General features: G+C 66.9%; 14 protein-coding genes. 5 read left to right on the plus strand and 9 right to left on the minus strand.

Features of this window, described 5'->3' with window-relative positions; genetic code table 11:
• Positions 1–23: 23 nt before the first annotated feature.
• Together ACM9LZ_RS05830 and ACM9LZ_RS05835 are read right to left on the minus strand one after the other, a co-directional pair.
• Positions 24–1,091, minus strand: coding sequence for a Glu/Leu/Phe/Val family dehydrogenase (locus ACM9LZ_RS05830; protein WP_416618407.1), 1,068 nt, complete (start codon positions 1,089–1,091; stop codon positions 24–26).
• Between the two features lie 188 nt (positions 1,092–1,279).
• The gene (locus tag ACM9LZ_RS05835) at positions 1,280–2,203 is read right to left on the minus strand and encodes a peptidoglycan-binding domain-containing protein (protein WP_416618408.1); all 924 of its coding nucleotides are present in this window, start codon (positions 2,201–2,203) and stop codon (positions 1,280–1,282) included.
• A 226-nt stretch (positions 2,204–2,429) separates the two neighbouring features.
• Here ACM9LZ_RS05835 and ACM9LZ_RS05840 point away from each other — a divergent pair, with 226 nt between their 5' ends.
• Positions 2,430–3,836, plus strand: coding sequence for a response regulator (locus ACM9LZ_RS05840; protein WP_416618409.1), 1,407 nt, complete (start codon positions 2,430–2,432; stop codon positions 3,834–3,836).
• A 21-nt stretch (positions 3,837–3,857) separates the two neighbouring features.
• On the opposite strand, the gene ACM9LZ_RS05845 is transcribed toward ACM9LZ_RS05840, so the two are convergent.
• Together ACM9LZ_RS05845 and putA are read right to left on the minus strand one after the other, a co-directional pair.
• Positions 3,858–4,580, minus strand: a complete 723-nt coding sequence (locus ACM9LZ_RS05845; RefSeq protein WP_416618410.1) for a response regulator — start codon at positions 4,578–4,580, stop codon at positions 3,858–3,860.
• Between the two features lie 247 nt (positions 4,581–4,827).
• Positions 4,828–7,956 carry a bifunctional proline dehydrogenase/L-glutamate gamma-semialdehyde dehydrogenase PutA gene (gene putA, locus ACM9LZ_RS05850; protein WP_416618411.1) on the minus strand — a complete coding sequence of 1,043 codons (3,129 nt, stop codon included), beginning with the start codon at positions 7,954–7,956 and terminating at the stop codon, positions 4,828–4,830.
• Between the two features lie 133 nt (positions 7,957–8,089).
• Here putA and ACM9LZ_RS05855 point away from each other — a divergent pair, with 133 nt between their 5' ends.
• Positions 8,090–8,575 (plus strand): Lrp/AsnC ligand binding domain-containing protein, encoded by a 486-nt coding sequence (locus tag ACM9LZ_RS05855; RefSeq protein WP_416618412.1) that lies wholly within the window; start codon positions 8,090–8,092, stop codon positions 8,573–8,575.
• Between the two features lie 30 nt (positions 8,576–8,605).
• On the opposite strand, the gene ACM9LZ_RS05860 is transcribed toward ACM9LZ_RS05855, so the two are convergent.
• The 4 genes from ACM9LZ_RS05860 to pepF (ACM9LZ_RS05875) all read right to left on the minus strand — a co-directional run bounded on the left by ACM9LZ_RS05860 (position 8,606) and on the right by pepF (ACM9LZ_RS05875) (position 15,004).
• Positions 8,606–9,352, minus strand: coding sequence for an aminotransferase class IV (locus ACM9LZ_RS05860; RefSeq protein ID WP_416618413.1), 747 nt, complete (start codon positions 9,350–9,352; stop codon positions 8,606–8,608).
• Positions 9,349–10,812: an aminodeoxychorismate synthase component I gene (pabB, locus tag ACM9LZ_RS05865; RefSeq protein ID WP_416618414.1), complete on the minus strand. Its 1,464-nt coding sequence runs from the start codon at positions 10,810–10,812 to the stop codon at positions 9,349–9,351. The genes ACM9LZ_RS05860 and pabB overlap by 4 nt, the downstream gene beginning before the upstream one ends.
• A 69-nt stretch (positions 10,813–10,881) precedes the next feature.
• Entirely contained in the window at positions 10,882–12,789 is a 1,908-nt protein-coding gene (gene pepF / locus ACM9LZ_RS05870; RefSeq protein WP_416618415.1) for an oligoendopeptidase F, read from the minus strand.
• A 295-nt stretch (positions 12,790–13,084) separates the two neighbouring features.
• Positions 13,085–15,004, minus strand: coding sequence for an oligoendopeptidase F (gene pepF, locus ACM9LZ_RS05875; RefSeq protein ID WP_416618416.1), 1,920 nt, complete (start codon positions 15,002–15,004; stop codon positions 13,085–13,087).
• A gap of 208 nt (positions 15,005–15,212) precedes the next feature.
• On the opposite strand from pepF (ACM9LZ_RS05875), the gene ACM9LZ_RS05880 reads away from it, so the two are divergent.
• The 3 genes from ACM9LZ_RS05880 (at position 15,213) to ACM9LZ_RS05890 (ending at position 17,517) form a co-directional block, all read left to right on the plus strand.
• Entirely contained in the window at positions 15,213–16,136 is a 924-nt protein-coding gene (locus tag ACM9LZ_RS05880; protein WP_416618417.1) for a 4-(cytidine 5'-diphospho)-2-C-methyl-D-erythritol kinase, read from the plus strand.
• 67 nt (positions 16,137–16,203) lie between these two features.
• Positions 16,204–16,734 (plus strand): molybdenum cofactor biosynthesis protein B, encoded by a 531-nt coding sequence (gene moaB / locus ACM9LZ_RS05885; RefSeq protein ID WP_416618418.1) that lies wholly within the window; start codon positions 16,204–16,206, stop codon positions 16,732–16,734.
• Between the two features lie 342 nt (positions 16,735–17,076).
• Positions 17,077–17,517, plus strand: coding sequence for a DUF29 domain-containing protein (locus ACM9LZ_RS05890; protein ID WP_416618419.1), 441 nt, complete (start codon positions 17,077–17,079; stop codon positions 17,515–17,517).
• 255 nt (positions 17,518–17,772) lie between these two features.
• Here the strand turns inward: ACM9LZ_RS05890 and metH are convergent, their stop codons facing one another.
• Positions 17,773–20,454 carry a methionine synthase gene (metH, locus tag ACM9LZ_RS05895; protein ID WP_416618420.1) on the minus strand — a complete coding sequence of 894 codons (2,682 nt, stop codon included), beginning with the start codon at positions 20,452–20,454 and terminating at the stop codon, positions 17,773–17,775.
• Positions 20,455–20,470: the final 16 nt, after the last annotated feature.

The raw sequence follows: 20,470 nt of genomic DNA on the forward strand, positions 1-20,470 counted from the left end.
ACCGGCCGCCAGGGGCAGCCCGGTCAGGCTGCCGCCTTTTTCTGCCCGTCCTTGCCGGCGGCCAGGATTTCGCGGGCCATCTCATCGGCCACGGCGCTGGTCGGCCGCGCCTCGCGGTCGGCGCGCCGGAAAATCTCCGACAAGGTGGCGGGGATACGCTCGACCTGGCGCAGCACGGATTCGCGGTCGTAGGCGTGCGTCACTTCGGCGGACACATTGATGATGCCGCCGCCATTGATGACATAATCCGGCGCGTACAGCACGCCGGCACTGCGCAGGGCCTCGCCCATGGCGTCGGTTTCAAGCTGGTTGTTGGCGCCCCCGGCCACGACCGTGGCCTTCAACTCGGCCAGGGTCCGGGGGTTGATCACAGCCCCCAGGGCGCAGGGCGCATAGACATCGACCTCGGCCGCATGGATGCGCTCCGGGGCCACGGAAACGGCTGCGAACCGGTCGACGGCGCGCTGCACATTGTCGGCGTGGATGTCGGTGACCGTCAGCACGGCGCCGTCATCGGCCAGATGCTGGCACAGATGGCTGCCGACATTGCCCAGTCCCTGCACCGCGACACGCACGCCCTTCAGGCTGTCGGCGCCCAGCTTGTGCCGGGCGGCGGCCTTGATACCCAGATAGACGCCATAGGCGGTGAAGGGCGAGGGGTCGCCGGAGGCGTCATGTCCGCCGGTAAGGCCGGCGACATGCCGTGTGGTCTGGCCCATGGTCATCACGTCGGCAACGGTGATGCCCACATCCTCGGCTGCGATATATCTGCCGCCCAGGCTGTCAATGACGCGGCCGAAGGCACGGAACAGGTCGTCGGACTTGTCCGTGCGGCTGTTGCCGATGATGACCGATTTTCCCCCGCCCAGCGGCAGGCCGGCCATCGCGTTCTTGTAGCTCATGCCGCGCGACAGGCGCAGCGCGTCACGCATGGCCTCCGTGTCGTTGGCATAGGGCCACATGCGACAGCCGCCGCAGGCCGGACCCAGCGCCGTGGAATGCACGGCGATGATGGCCGACAGGCCGGTCGCCGTGTCGCGACCGAAAAGAACCAGCTCGTGATCATCGAAATCGGGGAAATCGAACAGCATGGAAAGGGTCTCCGGCCTGGGGATCGCTGTCACCGCCTCTGCCGTGGGCGGCTTTTACAGCGAAAGTCTAGGCTTGGACGGCTTTCCAGGTCGATTTCGTTGTTCGGCGGGGTTCCGCACGAAACGCACACCGGACAGGGGTTTCGGAAAATTTCCTGTCGCGGGTCCGTTCACATGCCGATCTTGCGTCAGCGTGTGCGGTGCGGATCGCGGCTGGGGGCCGTCAGGACAGGGTCGCGGCGCCCATCCTGCCGGGCGGGATCGCCACCCAGCGTCGGCTCACGGCGGGGCGCCCCCGTGCCTTGCGGCCGGCCCTTGGGTGCGGCGGCGCGGGGGGCGGGCTTCGTGGCGCGCCGGCCGCTGCCCCACCAGAACCCCAGCATGCCGATCAGCAGCGCGCCGACACCGCCGATCAGGCCGTAGCGGACCCAATCGGGGGCGGCGGACAGGCTGAAACCATCCTCGCCCTCCTGCCTGTCCATCATCACCTCGGTCTCGACCCCGCTGGCAGGCGCGGCCGTGGGGCCGTCAAAGCGGCCGGCGATGGTCGTGCCGACATCCCCCCGGTCGACGCCCGAAGCCGGGGCGGGCGTGCTGGCGGCGGGTGGTGCGGCGGTGCGCGGCGGCGACGTTTCCGCCGCCCCGCGCGACACGCCCAGCAGGGTGCTTTCCGTGCCGCCGCCGCGTTCGACGCCGGCGGTGACGGGTGCCGCCTGGGGCCGCACATCCTCTTCCCGCAGGTTCAGCGGCTGGCTGGCGCGGGCCCGGCTGTTAGGGTCGGCCAGATTGCCGACGCCTTGCCGCTCGGGCCTGCTTTCCAGCATGCGGTCGATGGTGGTCTGATCGAGCCGGCCCGTGGCCTTCAGCCCGTTCTTGCGCTGGTAATTGGCGATGGCGGCGGCCGTGGCGCTGTCCATCCGGCCGCTGGCGCGCCCCTGGTAGAAGCCCTGCTGGTCCAGAATCTGCTGCGCCCATTGGATGGTCGCGGCATTCGGCTGGTCCTGCGCGCCGGCCACCGGCACCGCGACAGTCAGCAGCAAGGTCAGGGCCGTGGCGCCGGCCGCGTGACGGAGAAGGGAACGGGCGGAACGGAAACGAACCGGCACGAACACGTCTATGCACCCCTGAGGCGGAACCGACCGAGGACGCCCTTCCTGTGGCGTCGCAGCAAAGGGATGACACCCCGGCCGGTGGATGGCAAGGAAAGAGTGGTCATTCGGCCGGCATGTACCGGAAGGATGGACCGCCCTTCGACCCGATCCTATAATCAGCGGCGATCTTGTCCTTTCGAAGGCCGATTTGTCCGCATCGCCCCCACCTCATCAAGACAGCCACGCTTTGCCGCCGGACCTGATGGTGGCCGGCGGCGCGTGGCTTCTGATCATGACGCTGCTGGACATCCTGCTGCTGGGGCCGTCGCCGACCCTGCTGGGGATGCGGCTGCTGGGCGTCGTGGCGCTGTCCTTCTGGTCCTGGCGTGGCGGGCGGGGGCCATCCTGGCTGGGCCCGCTCTGGCTGGCGGTTACCATGCTGGGCCAGGTTTGCGCTGCCTATATGTGGGCCCGCGGGGATGCGGGCGCGCTGGTCATGGGCGGCGGCATGCTGGCGGGCTTCCTGCTGCTGCCGGTGTCCGCGCCGATCATCCGCGGCTTCGGTGCGGCCGGCCCGGCCCGGGCCGGGGCGCCAGCCGAAGCGGGCGTGCCGGTCGCCATCCTGCATCTGACCGCCGACAGCCTGTCCAGCCGACTGACCGGCATGGAAGTGGAGCTGGAGGCGCTGGCGGCGGCGCCGGGGACCCCGGCCCAGGCCATTCAGCTTCGCCTGTTGCGCAACGAGGTGGCTGAGATGCGGGCCCTGGTCCGGCAACGGCTTGGTGAGCGGGGGGGGGAGGCCGCCCCGCCGCCGGCACCCGAGCCGCCGCCCGCCGTCCAGGCCCGGCCGGCACCCGTCGCCCCCAACGGCCTCTCGGCCCTGGTCGTGGATGACGACCCCGTGGGGCGCACGCTGGTGCGGTTGTTGCTGGAACGGGCCGGCTATTGGGTGGAGGAGACCGACGATGCCAAGATGGCGCTGGAGATGGCCCTGATGGAAGGGCCGGATGTAGCGCTGATCGCCGCGCGCATCGGCCGGCACAGCGGCCTGGCCCTGTCCTGGTGCATCAGGCGCGGCGGCGGACCGCCCGTGATCCTGATGCGCGCCCGCGTGGATATCGTGCCGGACCGGCTTCGCGCACGGGCCGGGCTGTCAGGCATGCTGACCAAGCCCGTGACGCCGGAGGGGCTGGCCGAGCGCCTGGGCGCCATTCTGGAAAGGCGGGGGCAGGTGGCGGCATCCCCGCCGCCGGCATCATCATCGGCACCGCCATCCGTGCCGTCCTCCCCGCAAAGGGGCCCGGCCGTGCTGGACCTCGCCGTGCTGGATGAGCATCTGACCCTGCTGGGGGCCGAGCGGGTGGCGCAGATCATCGACAGTTTCACCCGCAACGCTCCGGCCACCCTGGACCAGATCGACCAGGCATTGCAGGATGGGGATGTGCCGGCCCTGGGCCGTGCCGCACACAAGCTGGCGTCCGGCGCCCTGACGGTGGGCCTGCCGGCGCTGGCCACCCTGGCCAAGGCCGCCGATACGGCCGCCAAGCGGCAGGACGGTGCCGCCGCCCGTGATCATGCCGGCCAGATCAGGTCGGCCTTCACCGCCGGCATGGCGGGCCTGGCCGCCTTCCGGCGGGACAGGCTGTCGCGATGATGACGGGCCGCGACGGACCGGTCAGGCCTGGTCCGTGACCTCGGCCGCCAGGCGATAGCCCAGGCCCTTTTCCGTCAGGATGACATCCATCGAGCCGCTATCCTGCATCTTGCGGCGCAAGCGGCTGACCAGCACATCGATGGTGCGGTCGTTGGGATTGCGGTCGGTGCCGCTGACCGCGTCGATCAACTGGTCGCGCGTCACGACCCGCCCGCCGGAGCGCACCAGCAGGCCCAGCAACTCGAACTCCCCGCGCGTCACGCGCACTTCCAGGCCCTGCGGATCGACCAGACGGCGGCGGGCCAGATCCATGGTCCAGCCCGCGAAATAGCGCACCGTTCCTTCGGCCTTATGCATCTTGCTGGGATGGGTCCGGCGCAGAAGGTTGCGGGCGCGGGCCAGCAATTCCCGCGGGTTGGGCGGCTTGGTCACATAATCGTCGCCGCCTGTTTCCAGGCCGAACACGCGGTCGCCGTCATTGGCACGCTGGGTGACGATGATGATGCCGACATTCGATATCTCGCGGATGCTGCGCGCCAGGCTGAACCCGTCCTCGTCCGGCAGTTCGATGTCCAGCAACACCAGATCGGGCGGCTGGCGCTGCATCACCTCCCGCGTCTGCTTTCCATTCTCGGCTTCTGCCACCAGGAAGCCGGCCTGATGGAAATACCCGGCCAGCAATGCGCGGGTTGCGGGCTCGTCCTCAACGATCAGGACCAGCGGGGCATCGGCGATCTCGGCCATCCGGAAAAGGCTCCATAAAGGGGACAAGAAGCGTCGGTCACGACACGCAGGCCCTTCGCCTATACCCGGTTTTGTCTGAAAAATGAAGCCGTTGGACGGTGCTACACCTTCTTTGGGGCAGCCTTTCCAACGGCGTGGCAGATGGGTTTGCTATCTTAAATTGTTCATATTCGGCATAAATAAAACCGCAATGGGTTGCCCCTTCCCCTCTATGGGCTCGCCATGGATGGCAGGAAGGGGCGAGGCCTCAGGCCCCCAGTTCCAGAAGGGAGGCATTGCCGCCGAACGCCGTGGTGTTGACCGTCAGCGTCTTTTCCGTCACGAAACGATGCAGGTAGTGCGGGCCGCCGGCCTTCGGCCCCGTGCCCGACAGGCCTTGGCCGCCGAAGGGCTGCACGCCCACGACAGCACCCACCATGTTGCGGTTGATATAGGTATTGCCGACCGGCAACGCCTTGAACAGGTTGTGGGCGCGTCCTTCCAGCCGGCTATGCACGCCGAATGTCAGGCCATAGCCCGTGGCCGCGATCTCCGCCACCACCTTATCCAGGTCCGACGCCTTGAAACGGACAAGGTGCAGGATGGGGCCGAACACCTCCCGTTTCAGGCGTGACAGACCGTCGATCTCGTAAAGGCGCGGTCCGAAGAAGGTACCGTCGCGCAGGATTTCCGGGACGGAAACGGCCTTGACCAGCCGGGCCTCGCCATCCATCCGGGTGGCATGCTTCACCAGGATGTCGCGGGCGTCGTCATCGATGACGGGGCCGATATCGGTCGTGATCTCCATCGGATCGCCCAGCCGGATCAGGTCCATGGCACCGGCCAGCATGTCGGCCAGCTTGTCGGCGATCTCTTCCTGCGCGAACAGGACGCGGGTGGCGGAACAGCGCTGGCCCGCCGACAGGAAGGCGGAGGTGATGCAATCATCCACCACCTGTTCCAGCAGGGCGGTTGAATCGACGATCATGCAATTCTGGCCGCCCGTTTCGGCGATCAGCGGCACGATGGCCCCCTCGCGGTCGGCCAGGCTGCGGTTGATGGCGCGGCCCGTTTCGGTCGAACCGGTGAAGCAGACGCCGGCCACGCGCCGGTCGGCCACCAGCGGTGCGCCCACCGTTTCACCGTCGCCCGGCAGAAGATGCAGCACGTCACCCGGCACACCGGCCCGGTGCAGCAGGCGCACGGCTTCGGCGGCGACCAGCGGCGTCTGCTCGGCGGGCTTGGCGATGACGGCATTGCCGGCGACCAGCGCCGCCACCACCTGGCCCGTGAAAATGGCCAGCGGGAAGTTCCACGGGCTGATGCAGGCGAAGACGCCGCGGCCGGTCAGATGCAATTCGTTACGCTCCCCCGTCGGGCCGGGCAGCAGGACCGGCTTCAGCCCGGTGCGGGCCTGGACGGCATAATAGCGGCAGAAATCCACGGCCTCCCGCACCTCCGCCACGGCGTCGGGCAGGGTCTTTCCAGCCTCGCGCGACAGCAGGGCCAGCAGGGCCGGCATGTCCTCTTCCATCAGGTCGGCAGCGCGTTCCAGGCAGGTGGCCCGGTGGTCGGCGCCGGCCCGGTCCCAGCCGGGCTGGGCCGCTGTGGCCAGCGACAGGGCCTGTTCCACCGCCTGCGGACCGGCCGACACGACCGTGCCGACCTGGCGGGTAGGCCTGGCCGGGTCGGACACGGGCAGGACCGGCCCGTCCAGCGTCTGCCCGCCCACGATGGGACCGGCCGTCCAGGGGCGGGTCAGCGCGGCTTTCATGCTGGCCTGCAACGCTTCCACCTTCTCCGGTGCGGTCAGGTCGAAGCCCTTGGAATTGGCGCGTTCCGCACCATAGATGTCGGCGGGCGTGGGGATGCGCGGGTGACGCAGCATGCCTTCTCTCTCCAGGAAAGCGGCCGGATCGGCCACGACGTCGGACACGGGTATGTCCGGGTCCATATAGGCGTTGACGAAATTGCTGTTGGCGCCGTTCTCCAGCAGGCGGCGGACCAGATAGGGCAGCAGGTCCTCATGCGTGCCGACGGGCGCATAGATGCGCACGCGCGGCATGTCCGGGAACACCTCCCGCGTCGCGGTATAGAGCAGTTCGCCCATGCCGTGCAGGCGCTGGAACTCCAGGTCGCGATTGTCGCCGGCCAGATGCAGGATGGCGGCGATGGTATAGGCATTGTGGGTGGCGAACTGCGGATAGATGGCGTCCTGCGCGGCCAGCATCTTGCGCGCGCAGACAAGATAGGACAGGTCCGTGGCCGCCTTGCGGGTGAAGACCGGATAATCATCATGGCTGGCGATCTGCGACAGCTTGATTTCGGTATCCCAATAGGCCCCCTTGACCAGCCGCACCATCAGACGGCGGCCGGCCGACCGGGCCAGCGCCACCAGCCAGTCGACCAGGATATGGGTGCGCTTGGAATAGGCCTGGATGGCCAGCCCCAGCCCGTTCCACCCGGCCAGGTCCGGATCGTGGGACAGCGCGGACAGGACGTCCATCGACAGGTCCAGGCGGTCGGCCTCTTCCGCATCGATGGTCAGGTTGATGTCCCAGCACCTGGCCTGCTGCGCCAGCCCTTTGACGGCCGGTACCAGGCGTGCCAGCACATCGGCCTTCTGCGCCTGCACATAGCGCGGGTGCAGGGCCGACAGCTTGATGGACACGCCCGGCGCCGCCACCGGCCCGCGGCCCGCAGCCTCCGCCCCGACGGCGTCGATGGCCTTGACATAGGCATCCAGATACCGGTCGGCCTGTTCCCAGGTGCGGGCGCCCTCGCCCAGCATGTCATAGGAATGGACGGTCCCGGCCGGCCTGGCCTTGCGGGCCTCCGCCATGGCTTCCCGAATGGTGCGGCCCAGCACGAAATGGCCGCCCATGACGCGCATGGCCCGGCCCATGGCCGTGCGGATGACGCTTTCGCCCGACCGGGCGACCAGACGTTTCAGGAAGCTGCCGGCGTCGCGTTCCCCGCCGCGCTCCAGGTCGGTGATCTTGCCCGTCAGCATCAGGCCCCAGGCGGCGGCATTCACAAAGGCACTGTCGCTGCGGCCCAGATGGGCATCCCACTGGCCCTGCGCGATCTTCTCGGCGATCAGCCGGTCGGCCGTATCGGGATCGGCGATGCGCAGCAGGCATTCGGCGATGCACATCAGGGCGATGCCCTCATTGTTCGACAGGCCGAATTCCTGCAGGAAATTATCCAGCGGCCCCAGTTCCCGGCGGCGCTTGCGGGCGGCGTTCACGATGGCCACGGCACGCTCATGCACGCCCTGGCGCTCGGCCGCGGACAGCCCGTGCGCCCGCAAAAGCCGCGAGACGGCGGATACCTCGTCGGCATGTTTGGTGGCGCGCAGGGCCGCGCGCAATTCGCCCAGGCTGGCGGTGGTCATCGCCGTCACTCCGTTGGCCGTTCGTGTGGTGAAAGTCACCGCATTATGGCAAGAAAGCTGTGTGATTTTTCTCCAAATATAGGGAATATGCAGGATATAATATGGATAAAGCGCCAATTTGCCGGACGAAATGATGACAAGCGATCCAGGGGCCGCGAAGCTCGACCGCATCGACCAGAACATCCTGCGCATCCTGCAGGAAGAGGGCCGGATATCGAATGTGGAACTGGCCCGCCGCATCCACCTGTCGCCCACGCCCTGCCTGGAACGTGTGCGCCGGCTGGAGCGCGAGGGTTATATCCGCCAATATGTGGCCTTGCTGGACCCCGACCGGCTGGAACGGCCGCTGGCCGCCTATGTCGAGGTGCGGCTGGATCACACCACGTCCGATGCGTTCCGGATCTTCGCCGATGCCATGCGCCGTTTCGATGATGTGCAGGAAGCGCACATGGTGGCGGGCGGCTTCGATTACCTGATCAAGGTGCGGGTGGCGGACATGGCCGATTACCGCGCCTTCCTGGGTGAACTGACATCCATCAAGGGGGTATCGCAGACCCATACCTATATGGTGATGGAAGAGGTCAAGAACACCCATGTCCTGCCCGTGCCGGGGCGGTGACAATCAGGAATTCCCCACCCAGGTAAGGATTCAATCCAGTATTTTCAGCACCTTGCGGATGCCTAGCGCGTTGGTCAGCACATAATCGTCGGCCCGGTGCAGGTCTTCCACGCTGACGGGCCGCTCCTGCGCCCGCCAGTTGCGGACCAGGGCGGCGCGCATGGTGCCGGGCAGGGCACCGTCGGAAACCGGCGGGGTGACCCAATGGCCGTCCAGCGAAAGAAACAGGTTGGCGGCCGTGGCTTCCGCCACGCGGCCCTGGCTGTTCAGCAGGATGGCATCGTCGGCCCCGCGGGCCGTTGCTTCGCGCCGGGCCAGGATGCTGTCCAGATAATTGAGTGTCTTCAGCCGCGAGAGGGGCGATTTCTCGTTGCGGCAGGTGGTGCGGGCAATCACCAGCCGGGCCGGCGGCGCCTCTGCCGGGATGCGGCCGGCGGCCAGCATCAGGGTGGGTGCCGGCACCTCCGGCCGGGGCAGGCCGCGCGGGCCGGGACCGGCTGTCAGCGTCAGGCGAACCGCCGCTTCCGTCAGGCCGTTGGCGCCGGCCAGACCCAGGATGGCGTCATGCAGGCCCGTATCGTCCAGCGGCACGGGCAGGCCCAGGAAATCCGCCCCTTCGCGCAGGCGCTTCAGATGGGCGTCCAGGCGCAGCGGTACGCCGGCCTTCACGGCGATGGTCTCGAACAGCCCGTCGCCCAGCGTCAACCCCCGGTCATGGGCCAGCAATGCCGGCTTGTCGGCGGCCAGGAACGCCCCGTTCAGCCAGATGACGCTCATGCCGCTTCCTCCTGTTCCCGGCTGGCGACCGGGGGCCAGGCCATGGCCGGGTCGAAGGCGGTCAGCAGCGCGCGCGCCTTGGTCAGGCTTTCCTGATATTCCTCTTCCGGGTCGCTGTCGGCCACGATGCCGCCGCCCGCCTGCACCTGCACCCGGTCGCCGGCCAGGGCGGCGGTGCGGATGACGATGGAACTGTCCATCGCCCCGTCCCAGCCGATCCACATGACCGACCCGCAATAGGGGCCGCGCCGTGCGGGTTCCAGTTCGTGGATGATCTCCATGGCGCGGATCTTGGGCGCCCCCGTGATGGATCCGCCGGGGAAGGTGGCGCGCAGGAGGTCCAGGGGCCCCAGGCCGGACCGCAGCTGCCCGGTCACCACCGATGTCAGGTGATGCACCGTGCGGTAGCTTTCCAGTTCCCACAGGCCGGGCACCCTGACGCTGCCGATATCGGCCACGCGAGAGAGATCGTTGCGCAGCAGGTCGACGATCATCAGGTTTTCCGCCCGGTCCTTTTCCGAGGCCAGCAGTTCGGCGGCGAGGTTCGCGTCACGGACGGGATCGGCATGGCGGGGCCGGGTGCCCTTGATGGGCCGTGTCTCGATCGCGCCACCGGCCGACAGCGACAGGAACCGTTCCGGGGAGCCGGAGGCCACGGCCCGCCCGCCGCCCAGATCCAGGAAGGCCGAAAACGGGGCGGCCATGCGCGGGCGCAGGCGGCGATAGGCATCCCAGGCCGTGACACCGGGGCGCAGCCGGCCCAGGAACCGCTGGGTCATGTTGGCCTGGTAGATGTCGCCGGCGCGGATATAGTCCAGGATGCGGGCCACCCGGTGGCGATAATCCGCCGGGTCCAGTTCCGCCTGCCAGCCGGGCGGGCGCATCAGCCCGTCACCCGTGTCCGGCGGCAGGGCGGGGGCGGCGGCCAGCCGGTCCGCCAGATCCCGGGCCAGACGTCGCGCCAAGGCGGGCCGGGCGGCGGGATCGGCCTCGCGCTCCCCCCCGCTGATCACCCACCCCGTTCCCGTCGCGTGGTCGAGCACGGCGACGGTGTCGTACAGCCCGAAAGCCATGTCAGGCAGGTCCAGGCCCATGGCATGCGGGGGTGGCAGCCGTTCCAGATGGCGGCCCAGCTCATACCCCATGAAGCCGATGGCACCGCCGGTGAAGGCGGGCAGTTCCCCGCCCGCGGCCGGACGCGCGAAAGGGCGCAGGGCCTGTTCCAGGGCCGTGAACGGATCGGCGGCCAGGGGACCACCGTCGCGCAGCACCCTCCCGTCCCCGGCCGCTTCGATCCAGGCGAAGGGATCGGCGGCCAGGATGCTGTAGCGGGCCCGCCCGGCATCGGCGGCCCCGCCATCCAGCAAGACGGCACCGCGCCGCCCGGCCAGCGCACCGAAGGCCGCCATCGGGTCGGACAGGCAAAGGGGCAGGACATGGGGCAGGGCGGGGCTGGTCATGCGCGCCACGTTAGCGGCAGGCGGGGCGTTCAACAATGCCCTTGCGCGGCATCGATGCTCCCCCGTCTGTCATCGCTTCTCGTCCAGCAGCCTTTCCATCTGGTCCATGATGGTGTTCATCCGGCGCATCAATGCCTCATAGGGGGCGGGGGTGGCCAGGTCCACGCCCGCCTTCTTCAGAAGCTGATAGGGATATTCCGCCCCGCCGGCCTTCAGCACGGCCAGGTAATTGTCACGTTCCCTGGCGCCGCCCTTTGCGATCTGCTCGCTGAAATAGGCGGCCGCCGCGATGGAGGTGGCATACTGGTAGACATAGAAGGGCCGGTAGAAATGGCTGACCATCTGCCATTCGGCGCAATATTTCGGGTCGATCTTCATCACGCCCTGTTCGTCGCCCTGATAGCGCTTCAGCAGGTCGCAATAGATCGCCGTCATCCGTGCGCCTGACAGCGCCTCTCCCCGCTCCGCCGCGTCATGGGTGGCCAGTTCGAATTCGGCGAACATGGTCTGACGGAAATAGGTGCTGCGCAGGCTGTCCAGGGCATGGCCCAGATAGAACAGCTTCTCTTCCCTGGTTTTGGCCCCTTTCAGCATATGGTCGGCCAGCAGCATCTCGTTCGTCGTCGATGCAACTTCCGCCACGAACAGGGAATAGCTCGCGGTCTCGAATGGCTGGCTGGCGTTGGCAAGCTTGGTGTGCATGCCGTGGCCCCATTCGTGGGTGAATGTCGAGACGCTGTCGAACGTGTCCTGATGGTTCAGGAAGACATAGGGGTGCACGCCATAGACGCTGGTCTGATAGGCACCCGGCCGCTTGCCGTCGGCCGGGTACACATGCATCCAGCGGCCGTCCAGCGCTTCCTCCAGCCCCTTCACATAATCCTGGCCCAGCGGTTTGGCCGAGGCCAGTGTCAGGCGGCGCGCCTCGTCGATGGGGAAGCTGCGGTCCAGATGCACCAGCGGCGGATAGATATCGTAATAATGCAGGTCCGGCAGGTCCAGCATCCGCTGGCGCAGCTTCAGATACCGGTGGAGCGTGGGCAGGGCCTTGTTGGTTTCCGTCACCAGCGTGCGATAGACCGTTTCCGGAATGTCGTTGGCGGCCAGCGACGCCGCCACGGCGGTGGGATAGTGGCGCAGCCTGGCCATCGCCGTGCCAGCCTGGATACGGTTGGCCAGCAGGCTGCCATTGGTGTTGCTGTACTGGCCGAACCTGGTCCAGAACGTGTCGAAGGCCTGCTTGCGCACGGCGCGGTCCGGGCTCTCCCGCAGCCGGGAATAGCCGATCTGGTTGATCTTGACGCTGGACCCGTCGGCCAGCGTGATGCTGGGCCAGTCGATGTCGGAACTGGTCAGAAGCTGGAAGGTGGTGCCGGCGCCGTACATGGCCGGGCCGACGGCGGCCAGGGCCGCCTCCGTATCGCGGGTCAGCGTATGGGGTTTGTTGCGCAGCGCGTCACGCAGGGCGAAGGCGTGCTTCTGCAACCCCTTGTCCAGGCGGATGAAGGCTTCGATCTTGTCATCGCCGATATCCTGGATTTCAGGGTCCAGCCAGGCCGTGGCGGCCCCGATGTCGGCGCCCAGTTGCCGGATCACGCTGCTGCCTTCCTGGGCAGCATTATCGCGGGCATCCGTGCTGAACTGCGTCGACATGTAGACGGCCAGCCGGTAGAAGCGCAGCCGCACCGCGGAAATCTGATCCAGCCCGGCCCGCAGGCTGGCGGCGTCATTGCCCAGCGTGCCGCGCAGCGCCAACAGGCGCGGGATGGCGTCGGCCACCGACTGGCGCTCGGCATCCCAGGCGGCGCGGTCCTTGAAAAGCGGGGTCAGGTCCCAGACATCACGGTCCGGGGCCGGGACGCCGGCGGCCGGTCGGGACTGGGCCTGTGCCATGGCGGCGGCGGGGATGATGGCGGCGGCGGCCAGCGCGATGGCGGCCGCACCGGCCAGGCGGGTGCGGAAGACAGACAGGGTCATTTCTCGGCCTCTTGATTTTGCCGTGAGGTATCGCAACGGACGGGCATGGGCAACGGTTCCCGAGAACCTGGGCGCAAGCCTGGGGCGTGGCGGGTGCGGAGGACCCGCCCGGCACCGGCGGGGGGGCCGGTACCGGGCGATTGCCAACGGCTTTATACCAAGGTGCGGTGAGTTGAACTCATCGCAACCTGGTTGGCGCGCCCATGCGCGCGCAAGCCCAGCCGCCGGATGGCGGCGCCCGGCGCATGAGGGATGCATTGATCAGGCCATAGGGTCTGATCAATGCAGATACGTATTACGGGGCCAGCAGCTTTTCCATCTGGTCGATTGTGGCGTCCATGCGCCGGATCAGCGCCTGATAGGGCGCGCCGGACGCCATGTCCAGCCCGGCCCTGGCCAGCAGCGGCACCGGATATTCCGACCCGCCGGCGCGCAGCACGTTCAGATAATTCTCCCGTGCCTTGGCCCCGCCCTTGACGACCTGTTCGGCGAAATAGGTGCCGGCCGCGATGGAGGTGGCGTACTGGTAGACATAGAAGGGGCGGTAGAAATGCGGGATGAAGGCCCATTCCGCACAATATTTCTCGTCGATCTGCATCACGCCCTGGTCGTGGCCGTGATACTTCTTCAGCAGGCCGCAATAGATTTCGGTCATCTTGGCGCCCGACAGCGCCTCGCCCCGTTCCACCGCATCATGGGTGGCCAGTTCGAATTCGGCGAACATGGTCTGGCGATAGAAGGTGGCCCGCAGATTCTCCAGCGACTGGCCCAGATAGAACAGCTTCTCTTCCTTGCTCTTGGCCTTCGACACCAGGTAATCGGTCAGCAGCATTTCATTCGCCGTGGACGCGATTTCCGCCACGAACAGCGAATAGCCGGCCAGTTCATAGGGCTGTGCCGCCTGTGCCAGGGCCGAATGCATGCCGTGGCCCCATTCATGGGCATAGGTGGACATCGAGTTGTAATCGTCCTGATGGTTCAGGAAGACATAGGGATCGACGCCATAGGTGCCCCAATGGTAGGCACCGCTGTCCTTGCCCTCGGCCGGCAGCACATGCATGGTGCGCCGCGATGTCAGTTCCGCCAGCCGGTCGGTATAGGCCTTGCCCAGCGGCTTGGTGGCGGCCAGCGTGATGGCCCGCGACTCATCCAGCGTGTATTTCTTGTCCAGCGACACCATGGACGGATAGATGTCGTAATAATGCAGGTCGGGCAGGCCCAGCATCTTCTGCCGCAGCTTGAAATAGCGGTGCAGGGTGGGCAGGCCCTTGTTCGCCTCTGCCACCAGGGTGCGGTAGACGGATTCGGGAATGTCGTTGGCGGCCAGCGACGCGGCCACAGCCGTCGGATAGGAGCGCAGCTTGGCATCGATGGCGCCGGCCTGGACGGCGGCGTTCAGCGTGTTGCCCATGCTGGTCGCATACTGGCCGAACTTGGTCCAGAACGTGTCGAACACCTGCTTGCGCACGGCGCGGTCGGCATGCTGGCGCAGCGCCTGATAGCCGGCCTGGTTCAGCTTGCGTTCCGTCCCGTCTGGCAGGGTGATCTGGGGCCAGTCGATATCGGCATTGGCGAGCGCGGAATAGGTGTTGCTGGCGGCCCCCATCACGGGGCCATAGGCGGCAAGCGCCGCCTCCGTCTCCGCTGACAGGGTGTGCGCCTTCAGGCGCAGGATGTCGTGCAGGCGGAAGGCGTGCTTCTCCAGCCCCTTGTCGGCCTTGATGAAAGCTTCGATCTTCTCAGCGCCGATGGTCTGGATTTCGGGCGACAGCCAGGCGATGGCGGCCTGCCCCTGGGCGGCGAGCGACTGCGAAAGGCTCCAGCGTTCCTGGAAGGTGGGATTGCGCGTATCGGTCGAATATTGGAAATAGGCGTAGACCATCACCTTTTCCACCATGTGGCCCACGGTGGACATGCGGTCCAGGGCGGTGCGCAAGGTGGCGGCGTCGGTGCCCAGTGTGCCCTTCAGCCCCGAAACCCCCGGCAACTCAGCCAGCGCCTGCTGGCGCCCGGCCTCCCAGGCGGCGTCATCCTTGAATATCGGGGTCAGATCCCAGACATAGCGCGGATCGACGGCCGGCTTCGCGTCGGCCGCGGCGGCCGGCGTTTCCTGGGCACCCGCCACGGCCACGGGGGCCAGGGCGGCGACCAGCGCCAGCGCCGTGGCGCCCAGCAGGCGGCGGGTGGCGGCGGTGAGGGTATGGCTGTTTGGCATGTGCATGCTGTTCCCTGTTCGGCTGCTTTGCTTTTCCCGTGGGGCCGTCCTTATTCGGGGGGCCGGCACGGTTTGATTGCTGTGCGGTCTTTTATAGGCCGGGTCCGGGCCCATAGGCGCGGAATTTTGTAACGGGGTGGTTTCAGGAGCCGGCCCCGCCCTGTTATGCTGCGCGTCTGCATTGTAACCGCCGGACATACTGCCCATCATGACCGTCATCCGCGCCGTGGCCGCCGCGAAGCTGAACCTCTACCTGCATGTGCTGGGCCGGCGCGAGGATGGGTACCACCTGCTGGACAGCCTGGTCGGATTCGCCACGGCCCATGACGTGGTGGAGGTCGAAAGCACCCCCTATTTCAGCCTGTCGCTGCATGGACCCAATGCCCTGACCCTCCTGATGGAGGATACGGACAGCAATCTGGTGACGCGGGCCGCCAAGGGCCTGGCCGCCGCCCTGGGCCGCCGGCCGGAGGTGACGGTCAAGCTGACCAAGAACCTGCCGCTGGCATCGGGCATCGGCGGCGGGTCCGCCGATGCGGCGGCCACCCTGCGCGCCCTGTGCGCCTTGTGGGATGTGCCCCCGGATAGTCCCGCCGTGCTTGACCTGGCTGCGCGGCTGGGGGCCGATGTGCCTGTCTGCCTGCACGCGCGCACGGCCCATTTCGGCGGCACGGGCACCGATCTGGCGCCGGCACCGGCCCTGCCGGAGGAATGCTGGGTCGTGCTGGTCAATCCCGGCGTGGCCGTGCCCACGCCCGCCGTGTTCCAGGCCCGCGACGGCGCCTTTTCCGCGCCGGCGCGGCTGGAGATGGAAGCGGCCGACGCCGCGGAACTGGCGGGCCTGTTGAAAGACGGGCGGCGGAACGATCTGGCCCCGGCGGCCGAACGGTTGAACCCCGTCATCGGGCAGGTGCTGGCGGCCCTGGAATCGACGACGGGCTGTCATCTGGCCCGCATGTCGGGCAGTGGGGCCACCTGCTTTGGCCTTTATACCTGTGCCGACCGCGCCGTGGCGGCGGCTGCCCTGATTTCCCGGGCCCGCCCGAGATGGTGGGTGCAGCCGGGTGCGCTGCTGAACGACCTGTCGGGGCTGGAGGTGCTGGAAGGTGCCACCCTGCTGGACTGGCCCTGACGCGCCGCCACCGGCCCATGCCTGAGGTTTTGAGGACCCCGGTTTTTTCGAGGAGTTGAGCGATCCCATGTCCCGCATCGACACGTCCCGCCCCTTCCTGCCTGTGAACATCGCCGTGCTGACGGTGTCCGACACGCGCGACCTGTCCGATGACAAATCGGGCGACACGCTGGTCGAACGGCTGACCAGCGATGGCCATGCCCTGGCCGGCCGCGCCATCGTCCGCGACGATGTGCGTGCCATCATCGATCAGCTTCGCCAATGGATCGCCGACCCGCAGGTCGATGTCGTCATCTCCACGGGCGGCACCGGCCTGACGGGCCGCGACGTGACGCCGGAAGCCTTTGAAAGCCTGTTCGAGAAGACGATCAACGGCTTTGGCGAGATGTTCCGCATGTTGTCGTATCAGAAGATCGGCACCTCTGCCCTGCAATCCCGCGCCACGGGCGGTCTGGCCGGCGGCACCTATCTGTTCGCCCTGCCGGGCAGCCCCAGCGCCTGCCGCGACGGCTGGGACCTGATCTTGAAATTTCAGCTCGACAACCGCCACCGGCCCTGCAACCTCGTGGAACTGATGCCGCGTTTGCAGGAGAGGTGAGGGGGCACCATCCTAACATCGGCCGTCACCGCCGCCCGGTCATTCCAGGGCTTCCCAACGGTTCAAGTCTTCGGCTTCCATCGGTTTCAGAGAATCCGGGACGGCGCCCACCTTGCCGCGCAGGATGCCTGTCTTGAAGATGGAGGCGGTCGGATCGCCTGGTGTCTCGCCGCTACGCCGGGGGTATTCTGGTGGGTCGCATCCCCCATGATCCACCCCCGGCTAATCTCCTGCCGCGAACGGTGCGTGGGCGCTCGCCCCTTTGGCACCCGAGGTGCCTTGCTGGACAGGTTTTAGTCTGAACCCTATGATCCAAGCTGTTTCGATGGGTAGAGGTGCGCCATGAGCGGGAATCTTTATGAGACGGATTTCTATGCCTGGGCTAATGAGCAGGCGGCCCTGCTGCGGGCGGGCAAGCTGTCGGCGGCGGACATCGAGAATATTGCCGAGGAAATCGAGAGCATGGGCAGGACCGAGAAGCGTGAGCTTGCCAATCGTCTCACCGTTCTGCTGCTGCACCTTCTGAAATGGCAGTTCCAACCGCTGCGTCGTGCCAATTCCTGGCGAACCACAATCAGGGTGCAGCGCCGGGACCTTGTCGTTCATCTGAAAGACAACCCCAGCCTGAAGGCCAAGGTGGGTGAGGCGATTGAACAGGCTTACGGTACGGCCGTGATCCAGGCCGCCGATGAAACCGGGATGCCGGAAACCACATTCCCGGCGGAATGCCCGTGGTCGTTTGGCCAGATTATGGATATGGAGTTCTGGCCGGATGAGCACTGATATACCCAAATGACCAGAGAATCCTCGAAATCTCTTGTTTAAGCCTCTGAAAATGAAGGAAAATGTGAGATCTCTCCCGGGATTCTCTGAGGGGCGCAGTATACCAAATCCCGGCGAGTTGTTTCATCGGGATTTGGTATGGCGGCGACTGCCGCCGCGCACCACGTGGCGCGCGCCCGAGCTGTTGGCATGTGGGCGCCGGCGCTTGAGGTGCCGAAAACCTTGACCATCGGGCAGGGTCAAGGCGGATTGGTACTACGCCGCCGTCACCGCCGCCCGGTCTGCCGCGTCGGGATCATAGTTCAGGTTCGGTGCCAGCCAGCGTTCCATGTCCGACAGGCTCATGCCCTTGCGGGCGGCGTAGTCGGCCACCTGGTCGCGTTCGATCTTGGCCACGCCGAAATACTTCGCGTCGGGATGGGCGAAGTACCAGCCGCTGACCGCCGCCGTGGGGACCATGGCGAAGCTCTCGGTCAGCGTGATGCCGGCGATGCGGGTGGCGTCCAGCAGGCGGAAGAGGGTGGCCTTTTCCGTGTGGTCGGGGCAGGCGGGGTAGCCGGGGGCGGGGCGGATGCCGCGATATTGTTCGGCGATCAACTGCTCGTTGGTTAGTTCCTCTCCGGCGGCATAGCCCCAGAGTTCGGTACGCACACGCTCATGCAGGCGTTCGGCGAAGGCTTCCGCCAGACGATCGCCCAGCGCCTTCAGCAGGATGGCGCTGTAATCATCATGCGCCGCCTCGAACGCCTTGGCGCGTTCGTCCAGGCCGATGCCGGCGGTGCAGGCGAAACCGCCGATCCAGTCCTGGATGCCGCTGGATTTGGGCGCGATGTAATCGGCCAACGACAGGTGGGCGCGGTTGCGGCCGGGGTCGCGGGCCATCTGCTGGCGCAGCATGTGCAGGCGGTCCAGGACGGTGCCGCGCGTCTCGTCGGTATAAAGCTCGATATCGTCGCCCACACTGTTGGCGGGCCACAGCGCCACGACGGCATTGGCGCGCAGCCAATTCTCACCCACGATCCGCTGCAGCATGGATTGCGCGTCGGCCCACAGCGCACGCGCACTTTCCCCCACCTTCGCATCCTCCAGGATGGCGGGGAAATTGCCGTGCAGTTCCCAGGCCTGGAAAAAGGGCTTCCAGTCGATGCGGGCCACCAGTTCGGCCAGATCGTAATCGTCGAACACCGTCACGCCGGGCTTCAGCGGCTGCGGCGCGGCGTATCCGGCCCAGTCCAGCTTGAGCGCATTTGTCTGTGCCTGGGGGAAGGGCAGGCGGCTGCGGGTCAGTTGGCTGGCGGCATGCGCCTCCCGCATGGCGGCGTAATCGGCCTTGGTCTTGGCCGTATAGGCGGGGCTGTTGGTGGGGTTCAGCAGGCTTTGCGCCACACCGACGGCGCGGCTGGCATCCAGCACATGCACCACGGGGCCGTCATAATTCGGGTCGATCTTGACGGCGGTGTGAACCTTGGACGTGGTGGCCCCGCCGATCAGCAGGGGCATCTTCAGGCCCGTGCGCTGCATCTCCTTGGCCACGAACACCATTTCGTCCAGCGACGGGGTGATCAGGCCGGACAGGCCGATGATGTTGCACTTGTGGGCCTTGGCCTCGTCCAGGATGCGGGCGCAGGGCACCATGACGCCCAGATCCACCACCTCGAAATTATTGCACTGGAGCACCACGCCCACGATGTTCTTGCCGATATCATGGACATCGCCCTTCACGGTGGCCATCAGCACGCGGCCCGCCGGCTCGGACTTGGCGCCGCCCTTTTCCGCCTCGATGAAGGGCAGCAGCCAGGCGACGGCCTTTTTCATGACGCGGGCGGACTTCACCACCTGCGGCAGGAACATCTTGCCCGCACCGAACAGGTCGCCCACCACGTTCATGCCGTCCATCAGCGGGCCTTCGATGACGTGCAGCGGCCGCTCGGCCGCCAGCCGCGCCTCTTCCACATCGGTATCGATGTACTCATCGATCCCATGGACCAGGGCATGGGTCAGCCGCTCCGTCACGGGGCGGGTGCGCCAGGTCAGGTCGGCGGCCTTTTTCTTCTCGCCCCCCTTGTACTTGTCGGCCACTTCCAGCAGGCGGTCGGTCGCATCGTCACGGCGGTTGAGGATCACATCCTCCACCCGCTCCCGCAATTCCTCCGGGATGTCGTCATAGACGGGCAGTTCGCCGGCATTGACGATGCCCATATCCATGCCCGCCGGGATGGCGTGGTAGAGGAATACGGAATGCATGGCCGCGCGGACCGTGTTGTTGCCGCGGAAGCTGAACGACACGTTGGACAGGCCGCCCGACACATGGGCGCCGGGGCAGTCGCGGCGGATGTCGCGCGTGGCCTCGATAAAGTCCACGGCGTAGTTGTTATGCTCCTCGATGCCCGTGGCGACGGCGAAGATGTTGGGGTCGAAGATGATGTCTTCGGGCGGGAAGCCGACCTTGTTCACCAGCACATCGTAGGAACGCTTGCAAATCTCCAGCTTGCGGGCGCGGGTGTCGGCCTGTCCTGTCTCGTCAAAGGCCATGACGACGACGGCCGCACCATAGCGGCGGATCTTCTTCGCCTGGGCGACGAACTGTTCCTCGCCTTCCTTCAGGGAGATTGAATTGACGATGGGCTTGCCCTGAACATTCTTCAGCCCCGCCTCGATCACGCTCCATTTGGAACTGTCGATCATCACCGGCACGCGGGCGATGTCGGGTTCCGAGGCGATCAGGCGCAGGAAACGGACCATCGCCGCCTCGCTGTCCAGCATCGCTTCGTCCATGTTGACGTCGATCACCTGTGCGCCGTTCGTCACCTGGTCGCGCGCGATGTCCAGCGCCGCCTCATAGTTTCCGTCCAGGACCAGCTTCTTGAACTTGGCCGAGCCGGTGACGTTCGTACGCTCGCCGATATTGATGAAGCTGGCGGTGCGGGGGGCGGTCATGATGGGGCTCTGTCGC

The organism is Niveispirillum fermenti, assembly GCF_048066175.1.
Taxonomy (GTDB): Bacteria; Pseudomonadota; Alphaproteobacteria; order Azospirillales; family Azospirillaceae; genus Niveispirillum; species Niveispirillum fermenti.